Raw genomic sequence first — 22,640 nt, forward strand, 5'->3', positions numbered from 1 at the left:
TTTATTTAACGCTAGTAAACAAATCGACATAACGCTCAACGATCTCAGATTTATGCTCACTTACATAGTCCGTGTCTTCATCAATCATGTGGATCTCTTCATAGGGTTTCATGTGGTCGCCAAGCTTCGTATCTAGGCGAAGTGGACGGTTCGTTAATTGCGTACCGAACGCATCCTGCGCTTCTTGAGACAGAATGAAGTCGATGAATTTCTTGGCGTTGTCCATATGCGGTGCATCTTTGATAATAGCGGATCCCGCATCCAGGAATACGGCGCCTTCTTTTGGATATACGATTTCTACCGGAGCGCCGTTCTTTACATATGTGCTGGAAGGGTCTTCATAGGTAAGGCCGACTACATATTCACCGTCCGCCACACTTTTGTGAACGGCACCGGAACCGCTTGCAATTTTGCCGTCCAGGTTCTCGATCAGTTGACCAACGTAGTTCCAGCCTTGTTCATTCTCATAATCGCCGCCCATCGCTTTCAGCATGTTGGTTAACTGAGCGAAAGCGGAGCTTGAGCTTGCCGGGTCAGCGGAAGCAATCTTCCCTTTGAGCTGCGGATTCAGCAAATCCGCATAGCCTTCGATTTTGATATCGCCGATCAGGTTTTTGTTTACGAGCAGCACGCTGCCATCCGAGATATAAGGAGTAGCAAAGCCCGACGTATTACGGTGACCTTCAATCAGGTTCTTGTCTTCAGGTGATACGTAAGGCTCGTATAAAGCTTCATTTTCGCGGAAACCTGCCATAGAACCACCAAACATCACGTCAGCGTAAGGGTTCTGCTTCTCGGACTGTAAGCGCTTAATAATTTCGCCGGTACCAGCCGTTACAAGCTCAACTGTAATCCCGGTCTGCTTCTCGAACATCGGAATGATCGTCTTGATGATCTCCTCGCTATTCGGACTGTAGATGACGAGTTTATTGGACGATCCCGAATCGGACTCGCTGCTTGCACAACCGCTAAGCGCCCCCATAATCAACACGCAGGTTAACAGTAAAATCGATAGCTTTTTCATGTATAATCCCCCTTGAACAAAAGTTCATTTCGTAATTGCATGTTCATTGTAGCAGTCTTGGTACCGTTTACATAATCCCATAATCCGCAAACATCGTCTAAAATACGCAACCCATTTTGGAGTGGAAAGAATCTGAGCAGGTTATACTTTTAAAGAATTCTTTCAGATCAGTTAGGGCAAGATATGGTTTGGAACAACGTCTGGCAAGATGGAGCTGTTCCTATCACAATTTCGAGGGAGTGAGATGGATGGCTAATAAAAATGATCGTAATCAAAAGGTTGATTCTGACCGCGACAACGCCAAAATGGATATTGACGCTGGAGAAGCCTTAGGGACTGCAGGTGGTGGTGTCGTAGGTGCTGCTGTAGGTTCCATATTGGGTCCAATCGGCACGATTGCAGGTGGTATCGCAGGCGCAGCATTGGGTAACAAAGCTGGCGATGCTGCAGATAATGACGACAACGATTCAAAATAAGCAGCGTTAACACTACCAGCTGTAAGAGTACGAATAAGAGGACCGGTGGAATTCCTGTACCCTCGATAATTTGTAGCTGTATTGTTAGTAAAGAACCGCGCTCCCGCGCGGTTCTTTAATTTCACGTATAAATTCTATGTATTAGTAAATTTCAACTCATTTTGCTTGACATACCACTACATGACGTAGTAGATTATAATCACTACATCGTGTAGTGATTAAGTTCGTTATGGACGCATAACGACGTAAAGAGGTGTTCACCGTGAACCAAGTACAAAAATTATCGGATACTGAAACGGAGCTAATGGAGGTGATTTGGGAGTGTACACCGCCTGTCACATCCACCGAACTGCTTGGTCTGTTTGCCCAGAGAGGAAAAGAGTGGAAAGCACAGACCATTTCCACCTTCCTATCACGCTTAGTGGACAAAGGGGCACTTACGGTTACGAGGCATGGACGGACAAATAAATATATGCCTCGCATTTCACCTGAAGATTATAAGCTCATGGAAACGCAGTACGTCCTGGACGGATTATATCAAGGCTCGGTTAAAAATCTAATTTCAGCTTTGTATGACGGCGAAAAGCTTTCAGATGAAGATATTGCAGAGCTAAAGCAATGGTTTTCGCAAAAGTAGGGGGTGCTTATGAATATTATTCTTGAATTGCTGTTGACCCTTACCGTTGCTGGAAGTGCCGTCGTAGCCTGCATTCTTGTACTACGGATCATACCCATCAATGCCTTTCCTACAAAGTGGCGCTATGGGATTAGCAAAATGGCAGTAGGCTTTTATCTTTTACCCGTAGTCCTTGGTATGCAGTGGATTTCACCGCTTGTTACATTCAATGCAACAGAAACCGCCCCCATCATGAACGAGTTACCTTCAACTGTGCAACATGCACTGCCTAATCCGTATTCAAGGATTAATCAGGTGCAGCTCATCCCAGAACAGACCATTTCAGCAAACGTAGCCCTTCCCCTTATTATCTTATGGGCAATCGGCGCTATAGCTTTTGCTGCATGGCAGATGTATTGTTATCGCAGATTTTTAAAGAAACTAGAACATACGCGTACCAACGTTCCGATTAGCAGCGAAGCAGCTAAACAGCTCCCTTTCATCAAGGAAGCCCTTAATGTGAAAAGCAACGTCCGGCTTGCCTACAGCTCCATCATTCGGAGTCCTGTTCTTGTCGGCCTAAGGAAACCAACTATTTATCTCCCTATAGAGAATACCGTTAACATGGACATGGTGATCCGTCATGAGTTGATCCATCTGAAACGGAAAGATTTATGGGTCAAAGCGTTCACGCTCTTAGCCAGCGCCTTACATTGGTTTAACCCCTTGGTTCACATTCTTCGCAAGGAAATTCACACATGGAGCGAGCTGTCTTGTGATGAAGAAGTCGTAAAAGAGATGTCTTATGCCGAGCGAAAACGCTATGGAGAGACGATCTTAAACGTTATGGTAGGATCAAGGAATTTACCCGTGCAATTTTGTGCCTCCTTATCCGGTGACGGGAAACAATTGAAAAGGAGATTAATGATGATGCTTAATGTAAAGAAACAAAAAAAGAAAACACTGTATCTCTCGATAACAGCGGTGTTTTTGGTTGCTGTAATTAGCACATCAGCAGCGGCATGGGCTTCTAGCAATACGCCCAAAGTCATTGGAAATGAGGGAAGTCATTCTGAAGCTCAACCAAACGAAGTAGCCAATGAAGCGGCTCCTAAAGCGCCCCCTTCTAATGACGTAGTTGAAACTGAAGGAAACGGTGTTGGAACTCAGCCAGAAGAAGCTCGTCCTGCAGTTGTAGCAGAAAATAAAACAATCACTGATTACCAAGGTAATGAAACCGTGGCTGCACCTAAAAACATAGGTGCAAATGAAAAAATTGGTGCTGAATCTCAAGCAAATGTAGAACCAGCTCTCCCTGTAGACGATGGTTATAGGAAGTCCCACCCAAATGAAATCCCACCGGGAACTTCTATGACGGTCAGATCCATGACACCTCAAGAAAGAGCTTCAATGGAGGAGCTTGAAGAGGAATTAAGAGCCACGTTGACGCCCGAGGAGCTTGCTGAGTATGATCATGAATATTCTCATCCAAATGAGATTCCCCCGGGCACTTCCATTACGGTCAGATCCATGACACCTGAAGAAAGAGCTTCAATGAAGGAAACTGAAGAGGAATTAAGAGCAACATTGACGCCAGAAGAACTCGCTGAATATGATTTTGATAAATAAGAAACCGCCATTTTGAAAAAAGCACTGCCTTTAGGGCAGTGCTTTTTTTTGGGGTTATTCAGAATGGGTCGACCATGAAAAAGCTGCACTTCTTGAATTAGCCTCGTTCGTGCTTGTTTTAATTTGGAACGTATGGTTACTATAGCTGCCTGTGTCAATGGTAACAATCGAATTTCCAGCTATATTTGGTTGCCACCAACTGACACTGCTATTGGTTTGACTTTTTATGCTTAAATTAACGGATGGCATAGTGCCTGGCAAATTCCCTACAGCTATCGAAACATATCTGTCCGGAGAGGGAATAAATGCATGGCCGACATTTGCTCCTTGGGTTCCATCCGTATTAATAGGGACACTCACATTTCCACTCCAGCTATCAGACAAGATACCAACGTCAAAGAGACCTACGTCCTGGTTTCCATTCGCTCTTTGCTCAAACAGGACGATCTCTTCCGGAGTCATAGGTCTGACCGTAATGGATGTTCCAGAAGGAAAGATTGCTTCTTCTCCTTCTGAGGTTGCAAAAGCGGATACCGAAAGTGACAACATCAGAACCATTGTAAGGACAAGTGAAAAAAGTTTTTTCATTAGAGAATGATCCTCCTTAAATTTAATGTTTTTTTAATTACTAGATTAGCTATTCAAACAACCATATAAAAGAACTCACCTCCGCCTCCTCTATATGAGCTACCCCTCTTTTCTAAGGCAAGTATCTAGTAGGTTCAAAGCTTCTTGTTCGTTACCTTGCTTGAGATAAGTAAGGTAGCTTGAACGATGTATGTATCCAATAGAGCTAATCTACTACTAAAACGATTTATCCTAGCAACATATGACGCTTTTTTTTAAAATATAATTTTTCTGACGATCATATATAAGGAAAATCGTGTAAATATATGTTAATATTTTACTGTAATGGTAAACTGCTTGATTTAAAACTTCGTCAAGCAGCTAATGAATAAAATAAAACGAAGGAGGGTACACGTGGAGCAAGAACAATGGTTATATTTCTTACGCACTAATTTCTATGATTTAGACCACGACACCCAAAAATTAGCCTATGAAGCTTATCGGAATTTGGTCTATCGGGACATTTATTTTCTGACACGAAGTCATGAACTGGCAGAAGATGTTGTACAGGAGACGTTCTATAAAGTGGTGGTTAAAGCCCCTCAACTGCAAGACACTAAGCATTTGAAAGCCTGGATGATTAAAATAGCTAGGAATTATGCCTATGATTTGTTAAAAAAAAATAAAAAATATCATCATCTTAGAGATCCTCAAGTCGTTATTGATATGAAGGCCCCTTTTTTACGCCCTACTGTAGCCGAGCAAGTGGAAGATCAGATTCGGAAAGAGATACTACTTGAAGCTCTAAATGAGCTAAGCCCCGAGTATCGTCAAGCTTTGTTTCTATATTACATCGAAGAAAAACCATATAAGGAAATTGCACAGGAGCTAGAAACAACGGAACAAGCTTTAGCTCAAACGATGGTCAGAGCAAGAAAAAAATTGCACCTCTACTTTTCAAAAAGATGGGTTGATGCTGATGAGTGACGATTCAAACATAACGATGAACGGTTAATTAGAGCAACAACTAAAGAAGGATGGTGCTCCCCTCTTTTTCGCTTTATACAGAATGGCATCAGATAGCATCTGTAGTTGTAGCTGTAAAGGGCCCGCCTATGGTACGATATGAAGGATTGGCAAGCGACTTAGCTAGCAAATCGACATGCCATCATAGACATCTGGATTGGGGATAACATCTTGAAGACATTTAAGAAAGTTTACATAGAGATTACGAGTATTTGTAATCTAGCCTGCACGTTCTGCCCGCCGACAGAGCGTAAGGCCAACTTCATTAAGGTCGAAGACTTTGCGAGAAGATTGGACGAGATCAAGCCGCATACGAGTTACATTTATCTGCATGTGAAGGGGGAGCCGTTGCTCCATCCGAAGATCGATGAGCTGCTGGATATTAGCCATGAAAAAGGGTTCAAGGTCAACATTACGACCAACGGCACGTTGATCGCGAAGAACCGGCATAAGCTGCTGGGCAAGCCGGCCTTAAGACAGATGAACTTCTCGCTGCACAGCTTCGACGGTCACGAGGGTTCAACAAATCGCGAGGGATATTTAGGGGAGATTCTATCCTTTGTTCGTGCCGCGGAGGAGCATAAAGTCATCTTTTCGTTCCGATTGTGGAATCTGACGCAGGACAACCAAACAAACCTGGAGAAGAGCCGCAACCGCCAGACGCTCGAAATTTTGGAGCAGGAATTTAATCTGGATTACCGAATCGAGGAAAAGGTTGAACCCGGCGGTGGCGTGAAGGTCGCCGACCGTGTTTATCTGAACCAGGATTATGAGTTCCAGTGGCCAAGTCTGACAGCCCCAGAGGATGAAGGCAAAGGTTTCTGCCATGCGCTTCGCAGCCAGGCGGCCATCCTCGTAGACGGGACGGTCGTGCCGTGCTGTCTGGATGGGGAAGGGGTCATCAATCTGGGCAATATCCATCAGAAGTCCTTCTCGGATATCGTTGACGGGGAGCGGGCGAATAACCTCGTAGAGGGATTTTCGCGCCGGGAAGCCGTTGAGGAGCTATGCAGAAAATGCGGGTATCGGCAGCGGTTTGGGGCTTAAATGAGAGGCGGAGAAAAATTCCGCTTCTTTTTTTATACCGATGTATGGTATCGTTATGTGTTATGACGTAAAGGAACGGCTTGTGGAAACTCGATTATGAGATGCCCTATGTTACGTGATGAGACAATATAGGTATTCACCTTAAAGGAGACCCCATGACATTTCAAGATTTAAATATATCCCCCGTGATTCTCAAAGCTTTAGCGAAGGAGAATTACAAGACGCCAACGCCTATTCAGGCTCAGGCGATCCCGGCTGTGTTGGCCGGCAGAGATTTGCTGGGCTGCGCGCAGACCGGAACAGGGAAGACCGCCGCTTTTTCGGTACCAATGATCCAGCTGTTGAACGAACAACCCCTTAAACCAGGCATGTCGCGCCGTATTCGTGCGTTGGTGTTGTCGCCGACCCGGGAACTTGCCCTGCAAATTTCAGATAACGTGAAAGCCTACAGTCAGTTCACGAAGCTGCGTTCGACGGCCATTGTTGGCGGCGTTTCGCAAAAAACGCAGGAGCGGGCGCTACAGCAAGGAGCGGACATCCTCATTGCTACCCCAGGCAGACTCCTGGATCTTATGAATCAGAAGCGTGTCGATCTGCAGCATGTGGAGATCCTGGTGCTGGATGAGGCTGACCGGATGCTCGATATGGGCTTTATTCATGACGTAAAACGAATTATCGCCAAAATGCCGAGCAAAAGACAAACGCTGTTCTTCTCAGCTACCATGCCTGCGGAGATCACCCAACTTGTCAAAACATTATTGCAAAACCCTGTAAAAGTGGAAATCACGCCGGTTTCCTCTACAGCCGAACGAATCAAGCAATCGGTGTACCTGCTGGAAACAGGAAATAAACAGAAGCAATTGAATGAGCTGATGAAGGACCCGTCCATCGTGTCGGCCTTGGTCTTTACCCGTACAAAGCGCGGCGCTGACCGGGTTGTGCGCGACCTGACGAAGGTGAACATCTCGGCTCAAGCCATTCACGGGAATAAATCGCAGGTCAGCCGCCAGACGGCACTCAAAAATTTCAAAAGCGGGGAGACCCGGGTTCTGGTGGCTACAGATATTGCCGCCCGAGGCATCGATATCGACGAGCTGTCGCATGTCATTAACTTTAACCTTCCGAACATTCCGGAAACGTATGTTCACCGGATTGGCCGGACGGGGCGTGCGGGACTGAGCGGAACGGCGATATCGTTCTGCGAAGTGGACGAGGTGCCTTTTCTCCGCGATATTGAGAAGTTAATCGGAAAGTCCATACCCGAAGTGAAGGACCATGCTTTCCCGATGTCGGGATCATTAAGAGCAGCTAAGGTAGACCGATCGCCGAAATCGGACTCGGGCAAGTCCGGCAAATCCAAATCAGCAGCAGTTAGACCTGCTAAACCGAAGGCAGATACCACCCGCAAGCCAAAGACCGACACGGCTCGTAAACCGAAATCAGACGCGGCTCGCCATTCGAACGCGAACTCGGCACGTAAGCCGAAGGCGGAGGCCGTCAGTAATCCGTATTCAGAGATGGCACGTAAGTTCAAATCGGAAGCTGCCCAGAAACCCAAGGATGGCCAAGCACGTAAGCGCAAATCCGAGGGATTCAATAAGGGAAGCAAGACCGGTAGATCCTCGTAAGCAGAAATAACGATAGTGACTCAGAAAGCACCCTCTCCCACTTTTGAAGTGGAAGAAAGGGTGCTTTTTTTCGAAATGGAATGAGAGTTATGTGCTCTTTCTCCCCGCTAGAAACAGGAACAGTGGAATTCTGCGCCTGCGCTCATAGGTTTCCTCGTTCAAGAAATGTTCTCGCACGGGTCTGGATTCCCTAAGCTGCTCCACGATAAAGCCTGCTTCCTGCATCGCCGTGAAGTAATCCTCGACGGTTCGATGGTACTTCTGAACGGTGCCTCCGAGCCATTGCTGTTCCCGGTAGCCTTCGCTGAAGTAATGGTCCACGACCCAGTTCGTTCTTGTGCCGGACGGCTGAAGCGTAGAGGTAATGACGGGATGTTCGACGGAGAAGACAAACCTGCCGCTTGGCTTCAAGCACTGATGAATGCATTGAAAGACGCGCTCGATATCCTGCAGATAATGAATGGCGAGCCTGGAGAGCACTAAATCATAAGAATCGCGGGGATATGTAAACTCCTCTATCCTCGTGAGCACAACGGTTCCATTGTTGTAATCGGCCAGGTTGCTTGAGGCGGCTTCCACCATATTACGAGAGCCTTCAATCCCTATATACGCAGCACAACCTTTGTTGAGCAATTCCACGCCAAAGCCTGCATCGCCGCACCCTAGGTCCAATACATGCCGATCCGAGATATCCTCAAGCAGCTGCCAGATGACTGGCTTCTCTAGTGTATCGTTGGCGTTTTCCTGCCCTTGCCGCCGCTCCATGTACTTCTCGAAGTTCGTGTCGTTGTCATAAAAATCAGATCCGTGATAGCTCATAGGCACCTCCTGCTTGGAATCATCCTTACACTCGATATTTCAGAAGATCAGTTAGCCGTGCTAATCCACCTAAAACAGCCGTCTGCAAAATCCGGGGCGGTCCCTCGAGGTACCCATGATGAACAAGGGTCTTTCCTGTCACACAACTCACCTCGATCCGTTATTTTGGAAAAGATTGGGGATGTTTGCTCTTATGATTCATTATAACGGATCGTTCCTCTCGGAATAATACCCAGGCCACGATTAATATATAAATAACGGTGCCGATATGGATCTGGAGCATGGTGTGTTGGTCTATGAACTATTGATTCTGACGTCCGACAATAGATTGTTTGGAGTCGAAATTGTTGCAAAATCGGGAAGAATCTTAAAGGTTGAGGAAGAAGACGACGCGGATTAAGGTGTATTAGGCTGGAAAAAGCAAATAACCGAGTGAGACTTGGAGAAGCCCTCGTTTCGCTCGGTTTTTTATCTGTGGGGGATGTTACGTTTCGGTTGCTTCACCACGTCCTGACATCATGTGATTCCCATGACGAAGAAGTGGAAGAATCATCAAGAATCCGGCGAGAAAACATGCGCCAGCTAAAACGTATACGTAGGTTAGTGACATGGTCTGCTTTAATAGCCACGAGCATCCCATTGTGATCAGCATGGCTCCGGTCATGAGCGGCGTACGGACTCCGGTGACTCGACCGATGTAGGCTTGTTCCGTTTGCTGCATGACCAAGGTATGGTTCCCGATAAAAATAGCCGGTTGCAGCAGCGCAATCAGGAATTGCGAGAGCATGGTCAGCCAGAGGACCGTCGACTGGCCCAGCAGGAGAATGCCTGCGCCGTTCACAATTAACCCCATCATCAGTAACCGTCCGGGAGCGATTCGGGATGCGAGCATAAACGTTACGATTCCACCCAGGATTTCGCCTACACCGTAAGGGATGGTAATCCACTGCAAGTCCTGAGCGGACAAGCCTAAGCGCTCGGTCACCAGAAATACGCTGAGCGGGGAGATCAATCCCACCCCAAGTCCCACAACCATGAAGCAGAGGCTTAGCCGCAGCAGGTCTCTTTTGAATAGAACATAACGAATGCCATCCGCCATATCATGAAGAACGGAGGGAACTGCTGTTGTCGTGTTTATAGACGCCTCTTGGTTTTTAGGCACAAACAGCATGGCTAGCGCAGATAACATGAACAATCCGCTCGTTAACACGAGAGCAGCCGACATGCCCCATTGCTGAAATACCCATGTGCCTAGAATCGGACCGATGATCATGAAGAGAGAGAACAGCGTTTGCAGTAGCGACATGCCAATTGAAGCCTCCTCGTCCCGTACATGGATTTTGAACAGCTTCATGCCGGAGGGCTGGGCGAACTGCGACAGGATGGAAGAGCATAAGGTCGCGAAGAATACAGCGCCCCACGAGCCGGATTCCAGCATCAGAAACACGATGAGGACGGAGCAGGCACTGAGTATTTCGCACCAGACGATGGTTGCTTTGGGACGCCAACGGTCGGCGAACACACCCCCAATGAACGAAAACAGAAAGATCGGTCCATATTCCGCGACGGAAATCATGGAGATGGCAAAAGCATTCCCACCTGTCATGTCCATGACATACAGCAGAACCGCAAAATTTCGGATCCATATTCCGAGCTGGGAGCATACATTGGAAATCAGGATCGCTCGGACGAAGCCGTTGTGGAGCAAACGGATGGAGCTTGGCATAGTGATATTCCTCCTTACTGAATCAATGCTGGAACCTATTTTGCGGTCTCCTGTAAGGTGAGAGTCAATGGTCAACCGCCACCAGGATCGTGTAAAGTAGTATAAAAGGTGGTTGAGGAGGGGTGACATGTTTATCGTCAACGTAGAAGGGGCCGTCTGCAAGGACGGGCAGTGGCTGATGATTACGCGCAGCATGAAGGAAGAGCATGCGGGCGGAACACTCTCGTTAGCGGGAGGTAAAGTCGACAGGGAGGGGCACACACTGGATATTCTGGAGCGCACGGTGAAGCGGGAACTTTGCGAAGAAGTAGGCGTCGAGGTGAAGGAGAACGTCACGTACGTATACAGTTCTTCTTTTGTAACGGACGATGACCGTCCTGTCATTAACATGGTGTTCTTGTGCGAGTATGATAAGGGGACGCCATACAGCAAGAGCCCGGACGAGGTCGAGTCGGTACAGTGGATGACGCTGTCCGAGATCCTAAACCATCCGAAGGCACCGCTGTGGACGAAGGAGAGTGTGCAAAGAGCGGAGGAGGCACGACGTAAGCTAACCTAAGTCAGGGAAAAAAGAATCCAACGAATTGGCGGTGTGGTAATGAGCAACCTATTGCAGGTCAGAGTGACCGGAATCCTGATTGAAGACGAACGTATTTTGCTGGTCAAACAGAGCGTTTCGTCAGAACGTGGCTGGTCGCTTCCCGGAGGAAGAGTAGAGCAGGGGGAAACCTTGGAGGAAGCCATGGTTCGGGAAATGGAAGAGGAAACTGGGCTAACTACAAAAGTGAAGAAGCTCCTATATCTATGCGATAAACCGGATTCATCGCCCTCACTGTTACATATAACGTTTTTGCTGGAACGCTTGGAGGGGGAGATCCGACTCCCGTCGAACGAGTTCGATTTCAATCCCATCGGTGATGTGGTCCTGGTCACAATCGCAGATTTAACAAGTCACGGGTTCTCCGAGAAGTTTATGACGATCGTTCAGCGCGGATTTCCGGAGTCAGGAAGCTATCAAGGGCTCAAGAGTAATATTGGGTTATAAAGGAGCTGCTGATTTCATGAAAAACGTAATTATTGTGCGACACTGCAAGGCTGAGGGACAAGCCGTCGACGCTCCGTTAACCGTGCAGGGTATTCAGCAAGCGCTTGAACTTGCGGAGTTTTTATCTGATAAAGGGATTGATCATATTGTTTCGAGCCCTTACCGCAGAGCCTGCGATACGATAAAACCCTTGGCGAATCTCATTGGTGTGGAAGTTGTGATGGATGAGAGATTAACGGAGAGGGTTCTATCGGGTCGCAATGAGCCTGCTTGGCGGGAGATGCTTCGCCAAACTTATGATGATTTGGATTTGTGTTATGAAGGCGGGGAATCAAGTCGTACAGCCATGCATCGCGCCGTTCGTGTGGTGGAGGAGGTCCTGCAGAACTCTAGCCAGAATGCTGTCATCGTGTCGCATGGCAACATGATCTCGCTTCTGCTGAAGTATTACGATAACCGGATCGGCTTCGACGAGTGGGAGGCGTTAACCAATCCCGACGTGTATCAGCTCAACTTCCAATCGGATGTACTCTTGATACAGCGGATATGGACCTCGTGAAGTATGGACCTCGTGAAGCACCATGCACAATGTGACGTACCGTATGTAAAAAAGAGTTCATAAGCGTTTATTCCCTATATTTTCCGGTAGGCCGTCCCCTATAATGGAGTTGCACAGATATTCAGGCTGTATTTTCTACGATTCGTATAACAAAGAGAAATCGAATCTTGTACAAGCTGTGTGCAGGGGTTCGCAACAACATTAAAGAGATTATGAAATAAAGGGGATATGAAACATGGCCAAAACAAAACGGGGCCGCGCACTATGGAGTATGCCATCACGTGGCCGCGGCACATGCCCGGTATGCAGCACTTCTCGCATCAAGCTTCTCTACGTCGCCAACAAGTCGGACGGCACGGCGCTAAAGGTATGCAAGAGATGCCAGAATGCCGATCAGTCCAGAGTTGACGCAGCTGTCGTGTAAGATGAGGTTCGTAGGTTAACTGGATGTGAATAGGAAACTTGAGAAACGATAGTCATGCAGCAGCCCGCTCCTTACGAAAATGGAGCGGGCTATTTCATGTCCTGTGAATGAAGTTCAGGCGTTACTTGCCGCCCTTCATGAAAACATGAATATGACGGACCTTTTCCCCGGTCATATCGCTCTTGTCATCGTCTTGCCATTTTTTTAAAAAAGAATGAGGTTTACTTTGAATTTCAGATGGGATAATATCTAATTCAATAAATAGCAAATTAGATGTTCGTCAAATTGTGTAGGGAGTGAACATATCCATGCAATTGGATAAGGTGGTTAGTTATCATAAGGCGCTTGCAGATCCGACGCGAATCAAAATGCTGATCCTGCTAGCCGAAGGCGAATTGAACGGACAGGTTCTGGCCGAGAAGATCGGTGTCACGCCGGCAACGATCACGCACCATGCAGCGAAGCTGCGGGAAGCGAGCCTGATCAAAGAGCGCAGGGATAAGAACACGATCTATTTCTCGTTAAACCATTATTTCATTAAAAATAGTGCAACTGCTACGGAAAATCTAATCTACCAAAGAGTGAGGCCTGAGGGCGTTCCGGAGCGCTTGGAGGAAGAAGATCAGCGGACAATGGACGCTGTTGTGAACAATTTTTTCACTTCCGAAGGAAAGCTGAAGAGCATCCCTGCCCAGTTGAAGAAGAAACTTATCGTGCTTACGCATTTGGTATCCCGGCTGGAGAAGGGACGTAAGTACACCGAGAAGGAAATCAACGAGTTTATTCAGGGTTACCATGAGGATTTTGCGACTCTTCGCCGGGAGTTCATCATGCATCATTTCATGTTCAGGGACAACGGGGTATATGAGCTCAATCCGCAAGAGATGTGGGCACGGTGGGAGGATCTATCCTAAATGAAAGAGGATTCACCGCTATCCCAACAACGGATAGAAGATGCTAAAGCGGGGGATTTTGAAGCTTATCGGATGATTGTCAATCAGTATTCCAACGCCCTGCTATCTGTTGCATACAGTGTACTGGGGGACTTCCACGAGGCTCAGGATGCCGTACAGGAGGCGTTTTTGAAGTGTTACCGTAACGTAACCTGTATACGCTGAACGATCCTGCCAAGCTTGGCAGCTGGCTATATGCATTGCGCACCGGACCAGCCTCGATTTTGCCAAAAGAAGCAAGCGAACGCTCCCGCTGCACGAAACGGCTCCATCATCGAACATTATCACGCCCTGGCTGGAACAATATGTGATCCATGATTCCGTCTGGGGGCCTTGCAAGAATTGGAGGAGAAGAGTAAATCCGTTGTCGTGCTGCACTACTTAAGCGAGTGGTCCATGAAAGAGATCGGACAGTTCTTTAACATGTCGGTATCTGCGGTTGAAAGCCGAATACGACGTGCCAGAGAAGTCTTGAAGCAGCATCTTGCCCTTGCCCGTGACTTCGAGCATTATTTCCATACCCACCGTTTGGGGAGGGATTTCGAGCAGCAGGTCTCGGAACAAGTCCTTAAGAGAGCCGGTCATTTCTATATCCCAGTCACGGATAAGAGGCAGGCGACCGCATGGTTTATCCTGCATTTTCATCCGGAAACCAGCAGACATGGAAATCCGGTCTCATGGCAGACTATAAAAACTAATCCCTTTTTCATTCAGATCATTAACAACACTTATAAGTTCCTGCATGTTTCTTCCAAGTCGATCTAATCGCCAAACAACGATTGTGTCTCCGCTTCGAACAAAATCTAATGCCTCAGTTAATCCGTCCCTTTTCTTTTTAACTCCACTCACTTTATCTACAAAAATTCTCTCACAACCAAAGGTCATATAAAAAACAAAACAACTCCATTAACTTATCTCTTAGGAAGGATAATGTTCTATGCAATGGTTTTAATCTTTTATATTGATATTAATATTTCAATACTACTTGACATGTGAATGGATTATCGGTATGGTGTGAATGAGTTCACACTTCACATTAAGGAGTAATCTATGCCAAAAAATACTTTTTATCGTTTAGATGAAGCAAGGCGCGAGGAAATATCTAATAGCGCTATGCATCTTTTTGTTGATAATCTTTACGAGGATATAACTATGAAGATGGTTTTGGATAGTTTGTCCATGCACCCCGGAACATTTTATCGGTATTTTGAAGACAAAGATGATCTTTATTGTCTCTTAATACGTAATGTGACCCAGAAAAGAGCTGCGTATTTCAATAACAGTGATGAGGATTCCCTTTTCCGCTTTTTCCTTACTGGCTTATTAGGTGACGTTAATGGCATTGTGACCGAGCCACTGAATGAGTTGGAAATCAAACTCACTGAAACACTCTTACACATTCCTGAGAACATTCTACTTAAAATATATCTAAATGTGCTAAAGGGCGAGTCTTTCCCCTTGATCAAGGACATTTTACGCCGAATGAGGGTTGATGGATATCTCCGACCTGATATTGACGACGACCTGATTTCTTTTATGTTTGAGTCAATGCAGTTTAATTTAGTCATGTTTTTTAGGGAATTCGGTATTAAGGACTCTAAGCTGCAATTTAAGATTAGCAAGTACTTTGCTGATTTTATGGGTCACGGGCTGCTTGAAGATCATAAATATTCTGAAATTGTTAGCGATATCAAGAAAGCCAGGGAGTAGATATGATTCACTGAAGATAGGATGTAATAGTTTCACCGTTTTGAAAAGTGCTCATAGCGCAGTGTATGTATTTCATATTCGCCACTTTTATTAATTAAGGGGGAACAAGAAAATGAAAACTTATGACGCATTTCCAGAACCAATTGGCGGCTATACTGTCGGTCGAACCCAGATGGATTTTGAGTACACAGCATCAGATCACTCAAAAAGAGAACTGACGGCGTTTGTGTACTATCCGTCCGACAGCAGCGAAGGTAAGACTACATCAACGTACATGTTTCCTGAGGTCTACGAAATGTTTAATGAGCAGCCACTTATCACTGCGTTGAAGGATGTTTTCTCTATAGATATCAAGACCCAGTGTTACGACGACCTTGCTCTCTCCGGGAAGGAAAAGCGCTATCCGGTGTTATTCTATGTTTGCGGCGGGGGCGGTTCTCCAGAATGGGGTACAGTGATCTGTACAGACTTGGCAAGCATGGGATATGTTGTGGTAAGCATCGGCCATCAGAATAGCACGATGTATAAGCGTAAAGATGGGCGCCTGTTTAATGTATCAAAGGATTTTTCGGATGTCATTATGGCGTTTTCTGAAGATCCGGAGATGCTGGCGTTGGCTGGTAAGATGGAGATGCGGCCTGACGATGAAACTGCCATTGAGATGTGCCGTAACGTGCTTACACTGCCGATACTTGCCAAGGTAACAGAGTATAGTGAATTACAGGCAGAAGATGTAAGGTATGCAGCCGATTATCTTTACAAACTGGACTCTGGAGAACTGAATTCCATCTTTAAGGGCAGGTTGCTGCTTGACATCGGCATGGGCATAGTCGGACATTCTTATGGAGGGCCTACGACGGCGATTGTTTGCCGGGACGATGACCGGTTCGCCTGCGGGATTGGCTTGGATAGCGGTGCGTTCGGCCTTCTCGACAGCGACCTTAAGAAACCCTTCTTGCTGCTGTTTTGTGAACCTAACTATAACATGAATGCGATAATTGGCGCTAACAATAGCATGGAAACCTATTATTTCTCTGTTGATCGTGTTGCGCATTTAGATTACTGCGACATCGTGTTTACCAGTGTTAATGAGGAACTCAGAGGCGAACGGGATGCTATGGAGATGCGAAATCTTGTTACAGACTATACGAAGAACTTTTTTGATCATTACTTACTGCAGAAGGCTGCAAGTGTGGAAAGTCTGGCATACGATGGCGTGGACTTGATCAAGAAGACCAGCAACAAGTGACATAACCGAGAGGTTGCTGATAAACGCATATCAAAGAGCTAGCCGTACAGACACAAAGCCGATAACCCTATTACGCGGTTATCGGCTCTCTCATATTTCAGGCATTGTTTTCTATTTGAAGTATCTATTTCTGTCTTAGCTTGACATCATCCCACCTAAAAAATTGAAAATGCTATTTTTAAAAATATTCATATCGAAACCTGCCATGACTATGTCCTTTCATACTTCGCTACCTGATTGCCGTCAGCCGAAATATTATGAAAATTTCTGTTCGATAAAAGTTTTAAAATACCACTGCTCACGGTACAGATGTCCTTGCAGTGCTGTTCAATATAGTCCACTACTCGGCGCAGGGATAGGTTGTAATCGTGATCTCGACGGCAACAAGTTTAATGTTTGGCAGGATGCTCCCACCAGCTGACCGACAGAACACTGGAATGGATAGGCAAGCACTGGCTCGAATGAGGCAGATGGCTTGCCTTTTTATGTTGTTAACGCGAATTCGCAGTTTGGCAGCTCCAGTGCGGTGATTGAAACTCCTCATGATCACTGGACAACGGTCATAACGAATCTGGTAGTTTAATTCCCCGGCAACGTTTACAATAGGGAATATAAGGGTTAAATGCCAAGTGAGGTGATTGGATGGAAGTCTACCGCTGCATGAACCATCCCGAGAGGGAGGCCGTCGCTCAGTGCACGCGCTGCGGAAAGCCGGTATGCGAGGAATGCCATAATCCGGAGACAGGCCGCTGCCGCTATCGCTGCGGTGAGACGAACCCCGCTCCCGGCATGCCGGGACGGCCTAGGAACGTATGGGTGACCGTAATCGTCTCCATACTGGCTATCTTGGGCGGTCTTGCGCTGCTGCTGCTGACGATCTGCGGAGCCATACTGTTTTCTTATTAACGCACGTGTTCCTAGTTCCGACAAGCGCAATTTTCAATTCAGTTATTATTTCAAGGAGTGGACAGATGGAGTTTCCTGTTTATTTGTACCTGGGTTCCTGGCGGATTCATCCACATCTGTTGTTTGAATCGCTGGCTTACTTTATCGGCTTCCGCGTGTATTTATGGACCCGCAGGCCGAGCGGCATGACCAAGCTGATGAGCCTGCAGATTCTGGCTGGAATCATCGCCGGCGCGGCCATTGGCTCCAAGCTGCTATTTTGGCTGGAGGATCCGGCTGCCACTTGGGAACAGCTGCGCCAATTCCACCTGCTATGGGGAGGCAAGACGATTGTCGGCGGTCTTCTGGGCGGATTGATCGGCGTCGAGCTGACAAAGCGCTTGGTGGGATGGAAGCATTCCACGGGCGACGATTTTGTTTACCCGCTGATGCTGGGCCTGGGACTCGGACGGATCGGCTGTTTTCTGACCGGCCTGGATGACCATACCTATGGCACGCCGACGACCTGGTTCACAGGCGTGGATTTTGGCGACGGGGTTTATCGCCATCCGACTCAGCTGTATGAGATCCTGTTCCTGATCGTGCTGGCCTTACTGCTGCTTCCGCTGTACCGCCAAAGCCGCGGCAAATCCACTCGCGAGGGCTACGTGTCCGGGCGGATGTTTCAATGGTTTATGGCCGGGTACCTGCTGTTCCGCCTGGTGATCGACTGGATTAAACCGACGCCGCATCCTTACCTGGGACTGAACAATATCCAATTAGCCTGCATCGCGGGCCTCATCTATTATGCATGGCTGATCGGCGGCAGAAACCGGCTTCGCCGCTTCATGCCGGGTTCCCATCTTCCAAGCTGACCAAAGGAGTCTTGATTATGCCAAAAAACCGGCCTTATCTGTATCATGAACTGACGAATAGCATATGCACGACTTGTTACCGCAAAGTGGAAGCCAAGATCATCGAGGAGAACGGCATGATCTATATGCTCAAAAGATGCCTCGTTCACGGTCCGGAAAAAGTGCTGATCGCCACAGAGGCCGATTATTACCATCAGACGCGAAAGTTTATCAAGCCGTCCGAAATGCCGCTTGTCTGGAATACGCCGATCCGTTACGGCTGTCCTTATGACTGCGGGCTCTGTCCGGACCATGAGCAGCACAGCTGCCTCACGCTGCTGGAGATCACGGACCACTGCAATCTGCAGTGCCCGATCTGCTTCGCGGAGTCGTCACCGCATCGTACCTCGTACCGGTCGCTAACGCAGATCGAATTCATGCTCGACCGGATCGTGGAGAACGAGGGGGAGCCTGACATCGTTCAGATCAGCGGTGGCGAGCCGACGACGCATCCGGATTTCTTTGACATCCTGGACATGTGTAAGAGCCGTCCGATCAAGCATATTATGGTGAACACAAACGGCATCCGCATTGCCCAGGACCGCGATTTTGCGCGAAGGCTGGCCGAGTACATGCCAGGATTCGAAATTTACCTGCAATTCGACAGCTTTGAGGCGCATGTGCTGAAGGAGCTGAGAGGGGCCGATCTTCGGCGCATCCGCCAGCAAGCCATCGACCATCTGAATGAATTCAATATCTCCACGACACTGGTCGTCACGCTGAAGAAAGGCCTCAATGACGGCGAAATCGGAGATATCATTCAGTATGGGCTTCAGCAAAAAGCGGTGCGCGGCGTCACCATTCAGCCGATTCAGGCTGCGGGCCGGCTGGAGGGGTATGATCCGGCAACCGACCGGCTGACCGTGAGCGAAGTGCGGCGGATGATCATCGACCAGTCCGAGGTATTTACGGATGCGGACATTCTGCCGGTTCCTTGCCACCCGGATTGCCTGGCCATGGGCTACGCCTTGAAGCTGGGCGGGGAAGTGCTGCCGTTGACGCGGATGATCGACCCGGAAATCCTGCTCGAGGGCGACAGCAACACGATTGTGTTTGAGCAGGATCCGGTGATCCGCGGCAAAATGTTTGAGCTGCTGTCGACCGGCCATTCGCCGCAATCCTCTGCGCTTTCCCTGAAGAGCCTGCTCTGCTGTCTGCCGCTAGCCGCCGTGCCGGAGCAGATAACCTATGACAACGTCTTCCGGGTCATTATCATGCAGTTCCTGGACGCCCATAACTTCGACGTCCGTTCCGTCAAGAAATCCTGCGTCCACATCATGCATCCCGACGGACGGATGATCCCGTTCGACACCTACAACATGTTCTACCGGGATGACAAGGAAGAGCTGCTGAAGGAGCTGAAGGAAGAGGTTGCCACCGCATGGGACCGGTAGGAAGGCTCAGAAATTATGGCTCAATGGCTCTGAAACTGGAGCGGATGAGGCGATATAACACTTGAGAAGAAGATAAGCGCTTTGGATTCCTAATCATTCCTAACTACATAGGGAGGCGAGAATTGTGCAGAACCGAATTCCTGAACCTGAGAAGGTATCCCCTTATCAGTTGGATCAGAACATGAAGATCGAGAACCATGGAGCGGACGAACGGATATGGTATTCCCCCCAGAGGGGGCCGTTTCAGGTATCCGGATTTGGCTGGTTCCACACAGAACGCATATATCGCAGACTGCCTGCGGTACCGGATGTTTACATCCGACCTGAGGTGGATGCGTTAGCGAACTGCACATCGGGCGGTCAGATCCGCTTTCGCACGAATTCGCGGAGCGTGTCGGTCCGCGTATGTTTGACCGCGGGATCCAGTATGTACCACATGCCTCCAACGGGGGAGTGCGGCGTGGATGCGTATATCGGCGGCCCCGGCCATTGGCGGCATGCGGGAACGGCTCGTTTTCAGGCTGGTCAGGTGGAGTATGAGAGCAGCATCTTTGATTCCGGGACAAGCGAGGCACGGTCGTTCCTCCTGAATATGCCCTTGTACCAGGGCGTCGAAGAGATATGGATTGGACTTGAACCAGGGGCCGAGGTTTGGGCACCGGAATCCTATGATTCTTCCAAAAAAGTGATTGTATACGGAACATCCATTACGCAAGGCGGATGCGCGTCACGGCCCGGCATGTCGTATACAAACATCTTAAGCCGCAGGTTTCATCTGGAGTTTATCAATTTGGGTTTCTCGGGCAACGGAAAAGGGGAGTCGGAGCTTGCGGTACTGGCAGCCCAAATTTCGGAACCCGCATGTCTCATCATTGATTACGAGGGTAATGCCGAGGGCACCGAGTCTTATCGGCAGACCTTGCCGCGGTATATCGAGACCTACCGCAAGGTTCACCCGGAGGTCCCTATCATTTTGATATCCCGTATCCGCCATGGAGCCGAGTCGTTCAAACCGGAGATTCTCGAAGGGCGGCTCGCGCGGAAGAAGTTCCAGATGGAACTCATCCGGGAACTGACCGAGGCCGGAGATCAGAACCTAACGTTTGTGGATGGATCGGATTTGTTAGGTGATGATCCTGAGGAAGCCACCGTAGATGGGGTTCATCCGACGGACCTCGGCTTTAAGCTGATGACGGACCGGCTTGAGCCTGTGCTCAGGCAAGTGATTGGCGATAGTGCATCTGCAGCAGGGCGATAGGGCAGTTAACAGGTTCGAATGTTGGCGTATGGGTGGAGTATCGTAAACGCAATGAAATCGAAATCTGTGACCATTGGGCCAAGCCAATGAGCCTTATGGCGCGGATCTATGGAATCTTTACCAAAAATGGTACAAGTCTATTATAGGTTCTAACAAATTTGTTACATCCTACTTGCGTTATGACGATAATATAGAATAATATGAAGGGGCGCGGCTTTCATAGAGGGGACCCGCGCTTTTTTGCTATCTAACTTGCCTGGACACCTTCTTATCGGAAGCCCCCCCTGTAAGAGAGTGTTATGACGCGGAAGGCCGGCATGCCTTAAGGGTTTACAGGCTTGAGATGCGCATTTTCATATTTTCCATGTATAATAGAAGAAATCATTCAAATAGGAGCTAGGAAATGAAAAAGCTAGGAAGAAACGATCTATGTCACTGCGGAAGCGGGAAAAAGTACAAAAGATGTTGTCTTGAAAAAGATGAACGCACGGTATACGGTAAAGTCATCCAGTTCCCTGGTGCGAGAGCAGAAGAGCCTAAGCTACAGGTCGATCAATTGCGTCAGATGATTAACGACAAGCTGGGATGGATGGACTGGAACGCTGATGAGCATCGCGAGCTTGCCGAGTCTGTGTTTCCTCAGATCTGCCGGGATTATGAGCTGCAGGATGATCAGCAGCTGTTTCAAGTGTTCAGCCTCCTGATGGTCTGGAATAGCTTCTCCAGAGAAGCCAATCCGAAGTACCGTAAACAGGGCGGATATGCAAGTGCGTTAGAATATATAGTAACTTCATCGCTGAACATTTCAACAACGAAGTCCGATATCGCGAAGAAGCATGAGGTTTCCGTTGCTACGTTGACCCGCAACAGTGGTCAGATTCAAGACTTCATGGATGGCGTAGCGGCGTCCGGTGATGACGCAAACGTCGAGGATGAGGAATCCGAGAGCGAAGCGGACAAGGACTTGTCCCTGGGACACTAGCATTGCTAAAGTGAAGGATCCAATAGCATGAGTGCGGCATTTGCACATTCGGTATCATAGCGTGACCGCTCCTATTCAAGTGGGGCGGTCATTTTGCGTTTATCCATAATCGACGTTTTCGCAAGGCTGCTTTCTCGATCTAGGCGGAGGCTCCGCGTGAACCCGTCAGCAGCCAGCCTAATGCAATACCATACAGTAGATGACCGACCAGCCAGAACAGAAGAGCAGCGAGGTCGGATAACTCCGGTGTACGGTCAGACAAAACGGTGGTCGGATACAGGAGAAGCCCTACGGCCAAACAGACCAGGGAGACCCAAGACAAGCTTCGCCAGCGGGTCCAATTCTTCTGCTTCAAAAAGATGGTCAGAGCGATGCTCAGCAGGACGGAGATGATGAGGTGCAGCGCAAACTCGATAATTTCGGAGAGCTTCAGCTCATTCAGGACAGGTACGTAGTCAATGTTTAGGAGCAGCGTGTAAACCTTCAATGAGGTGGAAAGCTCTACGATTTTCAGGAACAGACCGAGGATGATACCGGCGGCGAGGCCTGCCCATACCGGCCTGTTCAACCTGAATAAACTCCACATGAGCGACGCCCCCTTTTTTGTTCATTGTATAATACCTGTCGATCCGATGCGAAACGAATATTCGCTGTACAACATTTGAACGAATCGAGCGAAAACGATGGCAGGCGCATAAATGTACATATA

25 protein-coding genes and 1 pseudogene are annotated in these 22,640 nt (G+C 48.1%); 20 read left to right on the plus strand and 6 right to left on the minus strand.

Features of this window, described 5'->3' with window-relative positions; genetic code table 11:
* Position 1 precedes the first annotated feature (1 nt).
* Positions 2-1,024 (minus strand): ABC transporter substrate-binding protein, encoded by a 1,023-nt coding sequence (locus tag MHH48_RS06170; protein ID WP_076322737.1) that lies wholly within the window; start codon positions 1,022-1,024, stop codon positions 2-4.
* 248 nt (positions 1,025-1,272) lie between these two features.
* Between MHH48_RS06170 and MHH48_RS06175 the strand changes: the two genes are divergently transcribed.
* From MHH48_RS06175 to MHH48_RS06185, 3 genes are all read left to right on the plus strand, one after another.
* Positions 1,273-1,500, plus strand: coding sequence for a hypothetical protein (locus MHH48_RS06175; RefSeq protein WP_076322738.1), 228 nt, complete (start codon positions 1,273-1,275; stop codon positions 1,498-1,500).
* A 262-nt stretch (positions 1,501-1,762) separates the two neighbouring features.
* Complete coding sequence (locus MHH48_RS06180) at positions 1,763-2,137, plus strand: BlaI/MecI/CopY family transcriptional regulator (RefSeq protein WP_076322739.1); 375 nt, start codon at positions 1,763-1,765, stop codon at positions 2,135-2,137.
* Between the two features lie 9 nt (positions 2,138-2,146).
* Positions 2,147-3,745 (plus strand): M56 family metallopeptidase, encoded by a 1,599-nt coding sequence (locus MHH48_RS06185; RefSeq protein WP_083659663.1) that lies wholly within the window; start codon positions 2,147-2,149, stop codon positions 3,743-3,745.
* 54 nt (positions 3,746-3,799) lie between these two features.
* Here MHH48_RS06185 and MHH48_RS06190 read toward each other — a convergent pair whose 3' ends face one another.
* On the minus strand, positions 3,800-4,333 hold the full coding sequence (locus MHH48_RS06190) for a hypothetical protein (RefSeq protein ID WP_076322740.1): 534 nt from the start codon (positions 4,331-4,333) through the stop codon (positions 3,800-3,802).
* Between the two features lie 393 nt (positions 4,334-4,726).
* Between MHH48_RS06190 and MHH48_RS06195 the strand changes: the two genes are divergently transcribed.
* The 3 genes from MHH48_RS06195 to MHH48_RS06205 all read left to right on the plus strand — a co-directional run bounded on the left by MHH48_RS06195 (position 4,727) and on the right by MHH48_RS06205 (position 8,013).
* Positions 4,727-5,299, plus strand: a complete 573-nt coding sequence (locus MHH48_RS06195; RefSeq protein ID WP_237566310.1) for a sigma-70 family RNA polymerase sigma factor — start codon at positions 4,727-4,729, stop codon at positions 5,297-5,299.
* 210 nt (positions 5,300-5,509) lie between these two features.
* Positions 5,510-6,385, plus strand: a complete 876-nt coding sequence (locus MHH48_RS06200; protein WP_076322742.1) for a radical SAM/SPASM domain-containing protein — start codon at positions 5,510-5,512, stop codon at positions 6,383-6,385.
* A gap of 155 nt (positions 6,386-6,540) precedes the next feature.
* Positions 6,541-8,013 carry a DEAD/DEAH box helicase gene (locus MHH48_RS06205; RefSeq protein ID WP_076322743.1) on the plus strand — a complete coding sequence of 491 codons (1,473 nt, stop codon included), beginning with the start codon at positions 6,541-6,543 and terminating at the stop codon, positions 8,011-8,013.
* Positions 8,014-8,100: 87 nt separating this feature from the next.
* Here the strand turns inward: MHH48_RS06205 and MHH48_RS06210 are convergent, their stop codons facing one another.
* Positions 8,101-8,832, minus strand: coding sequence for a class I SAM-dependent methyltransferase (locus MHH48_RS06210; RefSeq protein ID WP_076322744.1), 732 nt, complete (start codon positions 8,830-8,832; stop codon positions 8,101-8,103).
* 484 nt (positions 8,833-9,316) lie between these two features.
* On the minus strand, positions 9,317-10,558 hold the full coding sequence (locus MHH48_RS06215; protein ID WP_076322745.1) for an MFS transporter: 1,242 nt from the start codon (positions 10,556-10,558) through the stop codon (positions 9,317-9,319).
* A 127-nt stretch (positions 10,559-10,685) separates the two neighbouring features.
* Here MHH48_RS06215 and MHH48_RS06220 point away from each other — a divergent pair, with 127 nt between their 5' ends.
* The 7 genes from MHH48_RS06220 to MHH48_RS06250 all read left to right on the plus strand — a co-directional run bounded on the left by MHH48_RS06220 (position 10,686) and on the right by MHH48_RS06250 (position 14,304).
* Positions 10,686-11,117, plus strand: coding sequence for an NUDIX domain-containing protein (locus tag MHH48_RS06220; protein WP_076322746.1), 432 nt, complete (start codon positions 10,686-10,688; stop codon positions 11,115-11,117).
* 39 nt (positions 11,118-11,156) lie between these two features.
* On the plus strand, positions 11,157-11,603 hold the full coding sequence (locus MHH48_RS06225) for an NUDIX hydrolase (RefSeq protein WP_076322747.1): 447 nt from the start codon (positions 11,157-11,159) through the stop codon (positions 11,601-11,603).
* Between the two features lie 16 nt (positions 11,604-11,619).
* Positions 11,620-12,162 (plus strand): histidine phosphatase family protein, encoded by a 543-nt coding sequence (locus tag MHH48_RS06230; RefSeq protein WP_076322748.1) that lies wholly within the window; start codon positions 11,620-11,622, stop codon positions 12,160-12,162.
* Between the two features lie 235 nt (positions 12,163-12,397).
* The gene (locus tag MHH48_RS06235; RefSeq protein ID WP_074961888.1) at positions 12,398-12,586 is read left to right on the plus strand and encodes a hypothetical protein; all 189 of its coding nucleotides are present in this window, start codon (positions 12,398-12,400) and stop codon (positions 12,584-12,586) included.
* 308 nt (positions 12,587-12,894) lie between these two features.
* Entirely contained in the window at positions 12,895-13,500 is a 606-nt protein-coding gene (locus MHH48_RS06240) for a metalloregulator ArsR/SmtB family transcription factor (RefSeq protein ID WP_076322749.1), read from the plus strand.
* A complete protein-coding gene (locus MHH48_RS06245) occupies positions 13,501-13,704 on the plus strand; it encodes a sigma factor (protein ID WP_256720541.1) in 204 nt (67 codons plus the stop codon).
* Between the two features lie 204 nt (positions 13,705-13,908).
* On the plus strand, positions 13,909-14,304 hold the full coding sequence (locus tag MHH48_RS06250) for a sigma factor-like helix-turn-helix DNA-binding protein (protein ID WP_340390698.1): 396 nt from the start codon (positions 13,909-13,911) through the stop codon (positions 14,302-14,304).
* On the opposite strand, the pseudogene MHH48_RS06255 reads toward MHH48_RS06250, so the two are convergent.
* Positions 14,218-14,421 (minus strand): annotated as a pseudogene (locus MHH48_RS06255) (recombinase family protein); the annotation flags it as partial. The gene MHH48_RS06250 and the pseudogene MHH48_RS06255 overlap by 87 nt on opposite strands.
* 168 nt (positions 14,422-14,589) lie before the next feature.
* Between MHH48_RS06255 and MHH48_RS06260 the strand changes: the two are divergent.
* From MHH48_RS06260 to MHH48_RS06290, 7 genes are all read left to right on the plus strand, one after another.
* Complete coding sequence (locus tag MHH48_RS06260; protein WP_076322750.1) at positions 14,590-15,249, plus strand: TetR/AcrR family transcriptional regulator; 660 nt, start codon at positions 14,590-14,592, stop codon at positions 15,247-15,249.
* A gap of 112 nt (positions 15,250-15,361) precedes the next feature.
* Positions 15,362-16,498 (plus strand): choline esterase, encoded by a 1,137-nt coding sequence (locus tag MHH48_RS06265; RefSeq protein WP_076322751.1) that lies wholly within the window; start codon positions 15,362-15,364, stop codon positions 16,496-16,498.
* Positions 16,499-17,140: 642 nt separating this feature from the next.
* A complete protein-coding gene (locus tag MHH48_RS06270; RefSeq protein ID WP_076322752.1) occupies positions 17,141-17,404 on the plus strand; it encodes a B-box zinc finger protein in 264 nt (87 codons plus the stop codon).
* Positions 17,405-17,469: 65 nt separating this feature from the next.
* Positions 17,470-18,258: a prolipoprotein diacylglyceryl transferase family protein gene (locus MHH48_RS06275; RefSeq protein WP_076322753.1), complete on the plus strand. Its 789-nt coding sequence runs from the start codon at positions 17,470-17,472 to the stop codon at positions 18,256-18,258.
* Between the two features lie 17 nt (positions 18,259-18,275).
* Positions 18,276-19,691, plus strand: a complete 1,416-nt coding sequence (locus MHH48_RS06280) for a radical SAM protein (protein WP_076322754.1) — start codon at positions 18,276-18,278, stop codon at positions 19,689-19,691.
* 124 nt (positions 19,692-19,815) lie between these two features.
* Positions 19,816-20,949 (plus strand): SGNH/GDSL hydrolase family protein, encoded by a 1,134-nt coding sequence (locus MHH48_RS06285; protein WP_256720544.1) that lies wholly within the window; start codon positions 19,816-19,818, stop codon positions 20,947-20,949.
* A 403-nt stretch (positions 20,950-21,352) separates the two neighbouring features.
* Positions 21,353-21,931 carry an SEC-C metal-binding domain-containing protein gene (locus MHH48_RS06290; RefSeq protein WP_076322755.1) on the plus strand — a complete coding sequence of 193 codons (579 nt, stop codon included), beginning with the start codon at positions 21,353-21,355 and terminating at the stop codon, positions 21,929-21,931.
* Positions 21,932-22,070: 139 nt separating this feature from the next.
* Here MHH48_RS06290 and MHH48_RS06295 read toward each other — a convergent pair whose 3' ends face one another.
* Positions 22,071-22,517 (minus strand): hypothetical protein, encoded by a 447-nt coding sequence (locus tag MHH48_RS06295; protein WP_076322756.1) that lies wholly within the window; start codon positions 22,515-22,517, stop codon positions 22,071-22,073.
* Positions 22,518-22,640 lie beyond the last annotated feature (123 nt).

This window comes from Paenibacillus sp. FSL F4-0100, assembly GCF_037993005.1.
Taxonomy (GTDB): Bacteria; Bacillota; Bacilli; order Paenibacillales; family Paenibacillaceae; genus Paenibacillus_AQ.